Source organism: Rhodonellum sp. (assembly GCF_030656585.1).
In the GTDB taxonomy this organism is placed as follows: Bacteria; Bacteroidota; Bacteroidia; order Cytophagales; family Cyclobacteriaceae; genus Rhodonellum; species Rhodonellum psychrophilum.
This window is the reverse complement of sequence record NZ_JAUSPP010000028.1, coordinates 129,174-141,495: the sequence shown is the minus strand read 5'-3', so window position 1 is coordinate 141,495 and position 12,322 is coordinate 129,174. Positions and strand designations below refer to the sequence as shown.

Annotated in this window: 9 protein-coding genes and 1 tRNA gene; 4 read left to right on the top strand and 6 right to left on the bottom strand. The window is 41.9% G+C overall.

What is annotated here, in order from left to right:
* Positions 1 to 217 precede the first annotated feature (217 nt).
* The 6 genes from Q7J63_RS06835 to Q7J63_RS06810 all read right to left on the bottom strand — a co-directional run bounded on the left by Q7J63_RS06835 (position 218) and on the right by Q7J63_RS06810 (position 8,675).
* Positions 218 to 1,240 carry a type IX secretion system membrane protein PorP/SprF gene (locus Q7J63_RS06835; protein ID WP_304884918.1) on the bottom strand — a complete coding sequence of 341 codons (1,023 nt, stop codon included), beginning with the start codon at positions 1,238 to 1,240 and terminating at the stop codon, positions 218 to 220.
* On the bottom strand, positions 1,240 to 3,552 hold the full coding sequence (locus Q7J63_RS06830) for a PKD domain-containing protein (protein ID WP_304884917.1): 2,313 nt from the start codon (positions 3,550 to 3,552) through the stop codon (positions 1,240 to 1,242). The genes Q7J63_RS06835 and Q7J63_RS06830 overlap by 1 nt, the downstream gene beginning before the upstream one ends.
* A gap of 155 nt (positions 3,553 to 3,707) precedes the next feature.
* A complete protein-coding gene (locus Q7J63_RS06825; RefSeq protein ID WP_304884915.1) occupies positions 3,708 to 4,979 on the bottom strand; it encodes an adenylosuccinate synthase in 1,272 nt (423 codons plus the stop codon).
* 531 nt (positions 4,980 to 5,510) lie between these two features.
* Complete coding sequence (locus Q7J63_RS06820; RefSeq protein ID WP_304884913.1) at positions 5,511 to 5,858, bottom strand: STAS domain-containing protein; 348 nt, start codon at positions 5,856 to 5,858, stop codon at positions 5,511 to 5,513.
* A complete protein-coding gene (locus Q7J63_RS06815) occupies positions 5,855 to 6,322 on the bottom strand; it encodes a Fur family transcriptional regulator (protein ID WP_019600000.1) in 468 nt (155 codons plus the stop codon). Before Q7J63_RS06815 ends, Q7J63_RS06820 begins: the two co-directional genes overlap by 4 nt.
* Positions 6,323 to 6,452: 130 nt before the next feature.
* On the bottom strand, positions 6,453 to 8,675 hold the full coding sequence (locus Q7J63_RS06810; protein WP_019599999.1) for a bifunctional (p)ppGpp synthetase/guanosine-3',5'-bis(diphosphate) 3'-pyrophosphohydrolase: 2,223 nt from the start codon (positions 8,673 to 8,675) through the stop codon (positions 6,453 to 6,455).
* Between the two features lie 136 nt (positions 8,676 to 8,811).
* Here Q7J63_RS06810 and Q7J63_RS06805 point away from each other — a divergent pair.
* The 4 genes from Q7J63_RS06805 to clpX all read left to right on the top strand — a co-directional run bounded on the left by Q7J63_RS06805 (position 8,812) and on the right by clpX (position 12,312).
* Positions 8,812 to 8,893, top strand: a tRNA-Leu gene (locus tag Q7J63_RS06805).
* A 111-nt stretch (positions 8,894 to 9,004) separates the two neighbouring features.
* A complete protein-coding gene (gene tig, locus Q7J63_RS06800) occupies positions 9,005 to 10,333 on the top strand; it encodes a trigger factor (protein WP_304884911.1) in 1,329 nt (442 codons plus the stop codon).
* Between the two features lie 77 nt (positions 10,334 to 10,410).
* Positions 10,411 to 11,082 carry an ATP-dependent Clp protease proteolytic subunit gene (locus Q7J63_RS06795; RefSeq protein ID WP_019599997.1) on the top strand — a complete coding sequence of 224 codons (672 nt, stop codon included), beginning with the start codon at positions 10,411 to 10,413 and terminating at the stop codon, positions 11,080 to 11,082.
* A 3-nt stretch (positions 11,083 to 11,085) separates the two neighbouring features.
* Positions 11,086 to 12,312: an ATP-dependent Clp protease ATP-binding subunit ClpX gene (clpX, locus tag Q7J63_RS06790; RefSeq protein ID WP_304884909.1), complete on the top strand. Its 1,227-nt coding sequence runs from the start codon at positions 11,086 to 11,088 to the stop codon at positions 12,310 to 12,312.
* Positions 12,313 to 12,322 lie beyond the last annotated feature (10 nt).

Here is a 12,322-nt window from a genome sequence, read left to right as displayed (position 1 = left end):
ATAATTAAAAATAAAATATTTTCTTCTTGAATCCGGCAACTTACCAATTGTAAACGAAACAATCTTATGTTTTTAGCTTTTGATCCCCTCTTTTGGGAATGCAAAGATGCAACTCTTTTCTTAAATCACAATTCACACATTGAAAATAATCTAAAAAAAAGCCAAACTACCCTGATTATCAACCGCAAAAAACGAATGGGGTTACCAAATCCGCAATTCAATACTTGAAACTTGGCAGTACCGACCGGGATTTACCTGCAGGATCGGCAAAATTGAAAGAATACCTCATGGAAATTTCATGTGCCCCTCCTGAATTCCTCCATCCCAACTTGGATAGGGTGTAATCATAACTATAGCCCATATCCAACCCATTCGGAAGGGAAAAGCCCAGCACCGCTATCAAGGCCTCGTTATTGGGCAGCATATTCTTTGTGGGAATGCCTCTGTACCACAACCCTAATATAAGCGGCTCGAAATACAACTCCGTTCCAAAATCCAATTGGTTGAAAATTCCCTGTTGCTTGTAATTAAAAGCGACAGAAAATGTCCGCTCCTGACGGAAATTATTGAAATAATCATTGATAAAGCCGGACGGGAGCTTAAATTGAACCCCTCCATGCAATGAATATTTAATGGGAAGCCTATTGAGATCATTTCCGAGATAGGAAATATTGGGTTGGGTAAGATGATGGGCAGAAGCTCCCAACCAGAACCTGTCTTGATAATATAACAATCCGGCATTGAAGTCTGCAAACCGTTTGTTACCATCCTCAGGAGCCCAGGTTCCATTCCCCCCATCGATCGTGCCCCTATCGATATCCAACTGACTACTAAAAACAACTTCTTCAAAATTTGCCGATCTGGAAACAAAGCTCCCCTGTGTGCCAAAATGGAGATATCTGGATTGCCCCAAGCGAAGCCTATAGGAATACAACAATCCAACCTCCATACTTTGAAGATTTGAAAGGCTTTCCCTACTTCCGTTCACCACAATTCCAACTCCACTGTTTTTCCCAGCAATAAAATGATCTAGATACGCAGAATAGGAAATGAAGGACCTGTCGAGACCCGGCCATTGGTTTCTGAAATTCACCCCTACCCTAGTCAATTCGGAACTCCCAGCAAAGGCGGGATTCAAATACAAAGGAGAAGCATAGAACTGGGAAAACTGGAGATCCTGGGAAAAACAGGGAAATCCAATAACCACAAGGCAAATAATCAAAATCCTTTTCCGAACCATTATCTTATCAAAGTGAATTTTCCGCTTTCCGTAATCTTCTCCCCATCGATGGATTCAAGGTTTACGCGGTAAACATAGTTTCCCACCGGTGCCAATTCTCCATTCTTACGCCCATCCCATCCAAGGGAATTCAAGTCTTCGGATTTGAAAATCAATTCTCCCCAAAGATTGAATACCAACAATTCCATTTTGACAATGCCTTTGGTCTTTGGACGAAAAAATTGGTTTTCCATGCTTGCAGGGGTAAAACCGGTTGGGAACATGATTCTATATGATTTGGTAATAGGCAAGTCCAATTCAAAAACATCTTCACAACCAAATGCATTGGTAATCGTCAGGGACACTTGAAAAACTCCTTTTTTACCATATACATGAACCGGGGAAGGTTCCGTGCTGGCATTTCCATCACCAAAATCCCACAACCATTGAACGGGGTCACCGATTGATTGCGAATTGAACCGAATGGGATCATCCATAAAAATCCCCCCACCCGCATCATCCTTGATTCCCAAACCCTCAATTTCATAGTCAAATGTGGTGACCAATTTCTCTTTCAGCAAAATAACCTCAAAATCAATAGGTGCTGACCAGCAGGAAAGATCCTTGTTTTTGATCCGCAGAGAATAGGTCCCCGAAAGTAGAATTTGACCCATTTCTTCATTGATCAGTTTTTCTCCTTCCTGTGTTTCCAATTCATAGTCAAACAATTCATCATTGTATCCTTCTATTCCACTCCTTATATCCAATGGTATTCCGGGCACACAACCTACCATGGGATCCATCAGGGAAAGAGGAGGCAGGGGTGGATTGATCAATTTCATTATTCCCGAATCTGTAGGGCAGCCTTTTGAATTATAAGCAATCACCTGATAATTGCCAGCAACATCAATCGCGAGCAAAGCAGCGTCCGAACCCGAAATCAATTCATCATCCTTGAACCATTCGTATTTCACATAGGCTTCATTGCCCACAGCCAACAATTCCAAAACCTCGCTTTCGCAAAACCTGACCTCTGAAACCCCTTCCGGAAAACCCTTCACCTGAATCCGCACCGGTTCTGGGGATTCCTGAATCAAGAGCTTGATGGAATTGCCCGCAGAAGTTTTTCCATAACTATCGGTAATGGTATAATAAACGATGACTTCCTCGTCCCTGAACCCAAAATTTGGAAAAAACGTGAATTTACCTCCCTCATCAGATGCCCTGAAGGTTCCCTGAGGCAAAACCAATTCCCTATTCTCTTGTTTGCATTTCCCCTGCGAACAGAAATCTTCTTCTTCAGAGATGATGTCCTCCAAGGATGCAAAAAGCTGGAGACACCCGATTGTTGAATTTTCATTGGGTAAATTCACATCCGACGATTTTATTTCATACGTGTTTTCCTGTCCTTCACAAGATGCCTTGTCTGCAATATTTTCCCCAATGGGATTTAAGAGATTTTCATCGTTGGCCACTTGAACGACTATGTTCCTGATTTCATGGAAATTTGTCATGCCGCCTGTAGAGGCGGAAAAACCAATTTTAAGATCTTTGGGTGCATCAAACAAATAGGGTACGTTTTCAAAAATGGTCATCATCCTGGGAGTATCCGGAGAAGTAGTCACTTCCATTTGAACTGTCAAAAAAAATCCTGGACCATTCGGATTGGGATCAAGACTCATGATCACCTTCCTATACCCGGGGACATTTGGATCCGTCACTCTCGTGGTGCCTATTCCACCCGAACTCAACTCAAACAATTCACCAGCCCCAAATCCAAACGGGCCAACACTATTGGTTTTCTTCCCATTTATAAATGCATAGCCCGATGAACCACTTCCGGGACCTCTGATCACAACACTGTTGGGATGAAGCAAACCAGAACCACCCGGAAATCCTCCATTTTTATTTTCGGATGAATTGCCATAATTCCCAAAACTATCAAACCCGACTCCCAGGTAGGCCCTTGTCAATCCGGCATCTTGGTTCCTTTGTGCATATCCCAAGGAACCACCAAATCCACCAGGTGCAAAATTCGGCGTATTTGCATCAAATAAAAATACCGTGAGCCCATCTGCTCCAGAACCACCATAACTAAAGTACTCAAAGGAAGTTTTGATTCCGAAGACAGATGAAAAAGGGATGTCTATATAGACGAATCCATTTTGGTCGATCTGATTGTTTGTCAATCTCAAAACCCCTGAGGTGAGGCTTGCATCTCCCCCAAAAACAGTTGTGGACTGGGCCGAATTGTCCTGGAAGGATTCACAATAGGGAAATCCTATTTGGGCCTTGGTCTGGGACAGAAAGCATGAAAATAAAAGCGTGAACAATAAAAAAAACCTGCTTTTGACTCTCGGAAATAACATTTAGGTCTATCGTAAAATAGTTTTGGGATGAAAATAAAACATCCCAAAGTAACCAAATTCCCTAAAAATAAAAAAAGGCCCCAATTCAACTCAATTGGGGCCTTTAAAGGAGATATAATTTATCTTAAAATCGTTTGCTTTCTATCAGGTCCGACGGAAACCATTTTGATGGGCACGCCGAGTTCTGCCTCTAGGAAGAAAACATAATCCTTCAGTTCTTTCGGGAATTCCTCAAAAGTAGTCGCATTGGCAAGGGAAGTGTACCATCCTTTTACAGTGGTATAGATAGGCGTGACGTCCTGCTCGTTCAGTTCGTAAGTCAATTTATCAACTCTAGTCCCATCAGCCAATTCATAATGGGTACAAATTTTAATCTCCTCAAAAATGTTGAGCACATCGCCCTTCATCATAAAGAGTTGGGTGACCCCGTTGATCATGATGGAATAGCGAAGCGCAGGCAAATCTATCCAACCACATCTTCTTGGCCTTCCAGTGGTGGAGCCAAATTCATTTCCTTCCTTGCGCATGGCTTCTCCATCCGCATCGAAAAGTTCCGTTGGGAACGGACCGCTGCCTACGCGGGTACAATATGCTTTGAAAATCCCGTAGACTTCACCAATTCGGGAAGGGGCTACTCCAAGTCCGGTGCAAGCACCTGCTGCCATGGTAGAACTGCTGGTCACGAATGGATAACTCCCGAAATCCACATCCAACAAAGATCCTTGGGCACCTTCGGCAAGCACTTTTTTTCCACTGGAAAGAAATTCATTGACGACGTATTCGCTATCGATAAGATTCAGTTTTTTGAAAAACTCAATCGCATCAAAAAACGTGGTTTCCAATTCCGGAAGTTGGCTGATGTCAAAATCATAAAATGAAAGCGTGGTTTTGTGCTTTGCGACCAAGGCATCGTATTTGGCCCTGAAATCACCGGAAAGGATATCTCCAACCCGCAAAGCTACCCTTCCGATTTTGTCTTGGTAAGTCGGACCTATCCCTTTCAATGTGGAACCTATTTTTTTATCTCCTTTGGACTTTTCGTATGCCGCGTCCAGAAGTTTATGGGTAGGAATAATAATGGTAGCTTTCTTGGATACGAAAAGATTTTCCTGAAAAACGATATTGAATTTATCAAGTCCTTCGATCTCCTTTTTCAGGACCACGGGATCCAGCACCACACCATTTCCGATGATATTGATCAACTTTTGTCTGAAAATACCTGAGGGTATCTGATGCAGTACATGCTTGATCCCATCAAATTCCAATGTGTGTCCAGCATTTGGACCTCCCTGAAACCTTGCGACTACGTCATATTTTGGGGCAAGTACATCCACAACCTTGCCTTTACCTTCATCACCCCATTGCAGTCCTAAAAGAATATCCATTTTCATTTCCTATAAAATAAACTTGTTCATTAATGCCTTTTTGAGGCGTAAAAGTTGGAAGAAGGTTAATTAATTGCAAGGAAAACAGGGGATTTATTATTCCAATTGCCTATGGCTTGCCCAAAGCGATGCTTTTCCGGTTAAAATGCAATCAAAAATCAATTTTCTGGAATAGTAATAAATCCTGTTTTAATTACTTGTTTCTTTACCTTAAAAAATAGCCTTTCTTTCATCCTAAAATTAGAAAGTGCTTAAGTCTGGCTCAATGTCTGTCAGATTACCCTCTCCCACTTTATCCAATTGAATGTAAAACATCTCTAAATATCAAATGGTGTGATTTATACTTCGCCAATTAAAAGTTTCATATAGATCTGCAGAAAGTGCTTGATTAAGGCAACCTTTCCAAAGCCCCGACACTTAAACAAAATCCTACTCAACCAGCGCCCCTGTGACTTCCCAACTTATACTAGGTCATCCTTGATCCAGCACGCCATTTATTGAGACAACGGTAATATTTCTTTTGCTTAAGTGTATGGATTATGAAATCAGAGTAGCCCTAACTTCTCCCATTGAGTCGAATACAGTGAAAATATTGTTCAATTTGGTGATGATGAGCAGTTTTTTAACATGTTCTGAAGGCGAGACGAGAAAAACTTCCCCTCCTGCATTTCGCATTTTTGTAAGCATCGTGATCAGCACACCGATTCCACTTGAACTGATGTACCTTACTTCACTTAGGTCGACGACAAAATTCATAATCTTCTCATTGACTGCATCGGAAACCAGTTCCACCAATTTCGGTCCTATCTCGTCCCCGATCAAGTCGCCCTGAAGATGTAAGTAATAGGTTTTATCCTCCTTTTCAATTTGATACGCTAGCTTCATATATCTTTTCTGTTTTCACAAATTTCTTTAATACAATTACCATAAAGTATAAGGGAGTGGTGAATGACCTTGAATTCAAGGATTTCTCCGACTGTATTTTGAATGTTTTGAATCCTGGGATCGCAAAACTCCATCACTTGGTGGCAAGTGGTGCAAATCAGGTGATCATGTTGCTTGTATCCGTAGGATTTCTCGTATTGGGCAAGATTTTTTCCAAACTGATGCTTGGTGACAAGATCACACTCCACCAGAAGATCAAGGGTATTGTACACGGTCGCACGGCTTACGCGGTAATTCTTGTTCTTCATGCTGATGTAAAGCGATTCGACATCAAAATGCCCCCCTCTGCCATAAATCTCCTCCAAGATGGCATATCTTTCAGGTGTTTTTCGGAGTTTTTTGTTCTCGAGATAAGCTGTAAAAATGATTATTACCTCTTCAAACAAGGTTTCGTTTAAGGCCATGTATTGTTGTTTTTCCAAATATAACTGTTCCCAATGGAAATTGATTCATCCCTTTCTGCATGGAAATCTGTTCACTGTTAAGGAGTGGGGATTAAAGATTCACTCATCGGTTTTGCTATTTATACTGATTTTAATCAAATCTTGTTATTTTTATTATCCCTTCCACTTTCGATAGATTCTGCATCAAATCCTCAAGATGCTGGGTACTATGGACATACAATTTTATCGTTCCCTCAAAAATCCCACTGTCCGAATCCACCGTGATCGAGCGCATGTTCACTTTCAATTCATTTGAGATCACTTTGGTCACATCATTGATCAAGCCTACCCTGTCCGTACCGATAATTCTCAATCCGGCCAAAAACGCTATTTTTTGCTGGCTGGTCCAGCGGGCTTTGATTACCCGATTGCCGTGGTTGGACAGCAATTCCAGCGCATTGGGACAGGAGGTACGATGGATTTTGATGCCTTCATTGATGGTGACAAAACCAAAAACATCATCTCCGGGAATCGGGTTGCAACATTTGGCAAGGACATAATCGACCACATCCATGTCTTCACCAATCAGCAACTGCTCATGATCAGAACCTTTTAGGTTTTTGATTTCCTTGGTAAAGCTTGATTCGTCCCTCATTTTTTCTAAGGAGGGCTTACTTTTCTGTTTCTTTATTTCTTTGAATTCCTTAAAACTTTTGATGGAAGTGGGCTCGATAATACCCTTACCCACCTTATGGTAAAATTCATTCGCTGTTTTGGTTTCAAAATAAGCCCTCAATTGTTCGATGACTTCGGAAGTGACTTCCATCTTCATCTGTTTCAATTTTCTTTGGACAATTTCTTTCCCATCCAAGATTGAGGATTTTTTTTCTTCTCGTAGGGCCTCCTTGATTTTCGCTTTGGCCCTGGAAGTGATCACATAGCCCAGCCAATCTTCGGCAGGTTTTCGCTTGTTGGAAGTTAAAATCTCAACCTGATCACCGTTTTTCAGTTTGTGGTTAATGGGAACCAGCTTTTGGTTCACTTTTGCGCCAATGCACTTGGTCCCGACTTCGGTATGGATTTCGAAGGCAAAGTCCAAGGCGGTCGCTCCAAAGGGAAGGACTTTCAGATCCCCTTTTGGTGTAAAAATAAAAACCTCATCATGGAAAAGGTTCCCCCTAAAGTCATCCATGAATTCAATCGCAGAGCCATTGTTTGACTCCAAAAGGCTTCTTACTTGGGTAATCCATGAATCAAGTCCCCTATTGTGTTTGCCTGTGACGGAATCCCTTTCTTTATATTTCCAGTGGGCAGCGTAGCCCCTTTCTGCAATTTCATCCATCCTTTCGGTTCGCACTTGAACTTCCACCCATTGGCCACTGCTGCTCATCACGGTACAATGCAAGGATTCATATCCATTTGCCCTTGGCGTACTGACCCAATCCCTCAACCGATCAGGGTTTGGTCTATAAAAATCGGTGACAATGGAATACACCTGCCAACAATCCGCTTTTTCGTTTTCAAGCTTGCTGTCAATGATGATCCTGACGGCAAAAAGATCATAAACCTCCTCAAAGGGAATGTTTTGTTTCTTCATCTTGGTGTAGATGGAGAAAACCGATTTTGGTCTGCCTTTTATGGTGAATTTAAAATCCTGGCTTTCCAATTCCTCTTCGATGGGAGCAATAAAGCTTTTGATGAATTTGTTCCTGGAAATCCGCGTCTCATTGATTTTATTGATAATAAACTGATAGGTTTCCGTATCTGTATATTTCAGGTACAAGTCTTCTAGCTCTGATTTTATGGCATAAAGGCCCAATCTGTGGGCCAACGGCGCATATAAATACATGGTTTCGGAGGCGATCTTCAGCTGTTTGTGCCTTGGCATACTGTCCAAGGTCCGCATGTTGTTCAGCCTGTCGGCCAACTTGATCAAAATCACACGGACATCATCCGAAAGGGTAAGCAACATTTTTCGGAAATTCTCTGCCTGCTGGGAAGATCCATAATCAAAAACCCCAGAGATCTTGGTCAGGCCATCAATGATCTGCATCACCTTGGGCCCAAACTCACGCTCGATGTCTTCAAGTTCCCAATCCGTATCTTCAACCACGTCATGCAAAAGCGCCGAAACAATACTGGTAGTCCCCAGACCAATCTCCTCTACACAAATCAGCGCCACTTCCAAGGGATGATAGATATAAGGCTCTCCAGACTTCCTCCTCATTTCCTTGTGGGCATCATTGGAGGCATTGAAGGCCTTTTTGATGATTTTGGCGTCACCGGATTTGAGGACTGGCTTTGCCATCTTCAACAGCCTTCTGTAACGTTTCAAAATCTCTTTCCTCTCTTCTTCCAAATCTACTTGTATCATATACTCTAATGTAAAACAATTCCAAAACTAATATAACGGAGGCCGATAAATTTATTTTTCTTTTATTTTAAGAATTATTCTTGCTGAAATTTGAAATCATGGAATTCATTCTTACATTTGCATCCACGTTACACAAGCGGATGTGGCGAAATTGGTAGACGCACTAGACTTAGGATCTAGCGCCGTAAGGCATGGGGGTTCGAGTCCCTCTATCCGCACATTAAAAGACCCTCAATCACGATTCCGATTCAGATCGAAGCCGAAAGGCAAGACGAATTGAGACTAGAGATTGAGGGTTTTTAGTTCAATACACATTAAATCATACCACCTTGGAAATCACACTAGACAAGCAATCAGCAAATCAGGCTTCAGTTAAAATTAAGCTAAATGAGGCAGATTATCAACCACAAGTTGACGCTAAAGTTAAAGACTACGCCAGAAAAGCCAGCATCAAAGGTTTCAGGCCTGGTAAAGCGCCTATTTCCATGGTGCAAAAACTTTATGGTACTTCGGTTTTGGTGGATGAAATCAACGACATCCTTACCAAATCCCTGAACGAATTCATCAAAGCTCAAGATTTCAAAATCTTAGGCGATCCTTTGCCTCTAATAGAAGAAGCAGAACAAATCGACTGGAAAAGCCAGAAAGACTTTGAGTTCAAATATAAAATCGGTTTTGTAGAAGATATCAAAATCAGTTTGGACAAAAAAATACATGCCACTGCCTATACTGTGGAGATGGATGACAAAGTTGTTCAGGATGCCATTGAAAACATGAGCCGTCAATACGGTAAAATGACCAATCCAGAGATCAGCCAGGAGAATGATTTCATTTACGGCGATCTGAAAGCTGTGGATGGATCTTTTGAAAAAACCCTTTCCCTTCCCCTTTCCAAAATTGACAGCAAGTCATTAGGCGATTTCATCGGTGTCCAAAAAGGGGCTGTAATCGAATTTGAGCCAGCAAAAGCCATCAAGGAAGAATTATCCAGTACACTGGACATTACGGAAGAGGAAGTTGAGCAAATCACCGGGAAATTCACGTTTGCCGTTCAGAACATCAACCGAACTGAAAATGCTGAACTCAATCAAGAATTGTTCGACAAGGTCTTTGGACCGGACGTAATAGATTCTGAAACTGCTTTCAGGGAAAAAATAAAAAGCGTTCTTTTTGACAATTACAACAAGGAAACAAAGGTATTCAACGACGAAAAAATCAAAGAAGCTTTGGTTGCTAGTACTTCAGTTGAACTTCCTGACACCTTCTTAAAGGAATGGTTACTCAAAGCCAACGAAGGCAAGGTTACCGAAGAGCAAGTCGAAGAAGAATTTCCGATTTACGCAAAACAATTGACATGGTCCTTGATCTCCAATCAGATTGCCAAAGACAATGAGATCAAAGCGGAACATGAGGATGTGATCGAAAAAACGAAGGAAATGATCAGGCAACAATTCTCTGCATCAGGACTTGGAGCACAAATGGAAGACAGCATGGATATGTTTGTCAACAATTACCTTCAAGGCAACGAAGGCCAGAACTACATGCAATTGATGACTTCGGTCCAAAACGATAAGGTTTTGGATTTCGCTAGAGAAAAGATAGACTTAACTGAAGAAGTTGTCTCCATTGACAAGTTCAAAGAACTTTTGGAAAACTAATTTCCAAATAAAATCGTTAACAAAAAGTCCTTCATTTAGGACTTTTTTTATTTTTGCAAACGACAAAAGAAAACAAGATGATCAACAGAGACGAATTCAGAAAATACGCAGTTCACCATCAAGGCATCAGCGGAAACGCGTTTGACCAATATGAAACCCACATCAATGGAATGACCCGATCGGTAATCGAGGAAAGACCAACGAATTTCAGGGAAATCGATGTGTTTTCCAGATTGATCATGGACCGTATCATTTTCTTGGGAACCCAAGTGGACGATTTTATAGCCAATATCATCACCGCTCAATTGTTGTTTTTGGAGTCTACGGATTCAAAAAAAGATGTATTGCTTTATGTCAACAGCCCAGGTGGTTCAGTTACTGCTGGACTGGGGATTTATGACACCATGCAATATATCAACCCTGAAGTAGCAACGATCTGTACAGGTATTGCAGCTTCGATGGGTGCGGTTTTGTTGGCTGGTGGTGCCAAGGACAAGAGATCGGCATTAAAGCACTCCAGGGTGATGATCCATCAGCCCTCAGGCGGCATGCAAGGCCAATCCAAGGATATGGAAATTTCCTTGAAACTTATCCTTTCCATGAAACAGGAATTGTACGATATACTCGCAACCCACACAGGCAAAACCTATGAGGAGATAGAGCGGGATTCAGATAGAGATTATTGGATGAAAGCTCCAGAAGCCAAGGAATATGGCTTGATAGATGAAGTATTGATCAAAAAAATATAAATAATGGCGCAAGTAACCTGCTCCTTCTGTGGCAGAAACAAGAAAGACGTAGATCTTATGGTTTCTGGAATCTCCGCGCACATCTGCAATGTCTGTATCGACCAGGCCTACCAGATTTTGGGCGAAGAGGAAAAGACCAAAAAACCAACCAAAAACTCCAAATTCAAGCTCAAAAAGCCCAAGGAACTGACAGAATACCTGAATCAGTATGTTATTGGGCAGTTTGAGGCCAAAAAAGTCCTGACTGTAGCGGTATACAACCATTATAAAAGATTGGGACAGAAGCAAAACGACGAGGAGGAAATCAAAATTGAAAAATCCAATATCATCATGGTTGGAGAAACTGGGACTGGAAAAACCTACTTGGCAAAAACTTTGGCCAGAACCCTTGAGGTGCCCTTCTGCATCGCTGATGCCACTGTCCTGACTGAAGCGGGTTATGTTGGTGAAGATGTGGAAAGCATTCTGACTAGACTTCTTCAAGCGGCTGACTACAATGTGGAAGCTGCCGAAAAAGGCATCGTTTATATCGATGAGATCGACAAGATTGCCAGGAAATCAGACAACCCATCGATCACTCGAGATGTAAGCGGTGAAGGTGTTCAACAAGCGTTGTTAAAGCTTTTGGAAGGAACCGTTGTCAATGTACCACCTCAAGGAGGCAGAAAGCATCCCGATCAAAAAATGATTGCCGTCAATACGGAAAACATCCTGTTTATCTGTGGCGGTGCATTTGATGGAATCACCAGACATATTGCCAAGAGGCTAAACACCCAACCCCTCGGCTTCAACAAACCCACGGAACAGAAAACAGTAGACAAAGAAAATCTTCTGCAATATGTGACTGCACAGGATTTGAAAGGCTTTGGTTTGATTCCCGAATTGATAGGGCGTCTTCCGGTCGTGACACACCTAGACCCATTGGATAGGGCGACACTAAAAAGCATCCTTACAGAGCCTAAAAATGCACTTGTCAAGCAGTATCAAAAGTTGATGCAAATGGAAGGTGTAAAATTGGTTTTCGAGGAATCCGGAATCGACTACATTGTGGACAGGGCTGTGGAATATAATCTTGGAGCAAGAGGTTTAAGATCGATCTGCGAAGCCATCATCACGGATGCAATGTATGAATTGCCTTCTGATGACACAATCACTGAACTCTCCATCGATGAAAAATACGCTGCGGAGCAATTCGACAAATCCAAGTTCAAAAAACTCCAAGTAGCCTAAAAAATCCAGT

What these genes read in the sequence shown, in the direction of transcription:
- Q7J63_RS06815 (WP_019600000.1), bottom strand. Translation starts at nt 6,322, where the DNA reads ATGGCCTTAAACGAAACCTTGTTTGAAGAGGTAATAATCATTTTTACA.
- Q7J63_RS06820 (WP_304884913.1), bottom strand. Translation starts at nt 5,858, where the DNA reads ATGAAGCTAGCGTATCAAATTGAAAAGGAGGATAAAACCTATTACTTA.
- Q7J63_RS06795 (WP_019599997.1), top strand. Translation starts at nt 10,411, where the DNA reads ATGATCAACAGAGACGAATTCAGAAAATACGCAGTTCACCATCAAGGC.
- Q7J63_RS06810 (WP_019599999.1), bottom strand. Translation starts at nt 8,675, where the DNA reads ATGATACAAGTAGATTTGGAAGAAGAGAGGAAAGAGATTTTGAAACGT.
- clpX (WP_304884909.1), top strand. Translation starts at nt 11,086, where the DNA reads ATGGCGCAAGTAACCTGCTCCTTCTGTGGCAGAAACAAGAAAGACGTA.
- Q7J63_RS06835 (WP_304884918.1), bottom strand. Translation starts at nt 1,240, where the DNA reads ATGGTTCGGAAAAGGATTTTGATTATTTGCCTTGTGGTTATTGGATTT.
- Q7J63_RS06825 (WP_304884915.1), bottom strand. Translation starts at nt 4,979, where the DNA reads ATGAAAATGGATATTCTTTTAGGACTGCAATGGGGTGATGAAGGTAAA.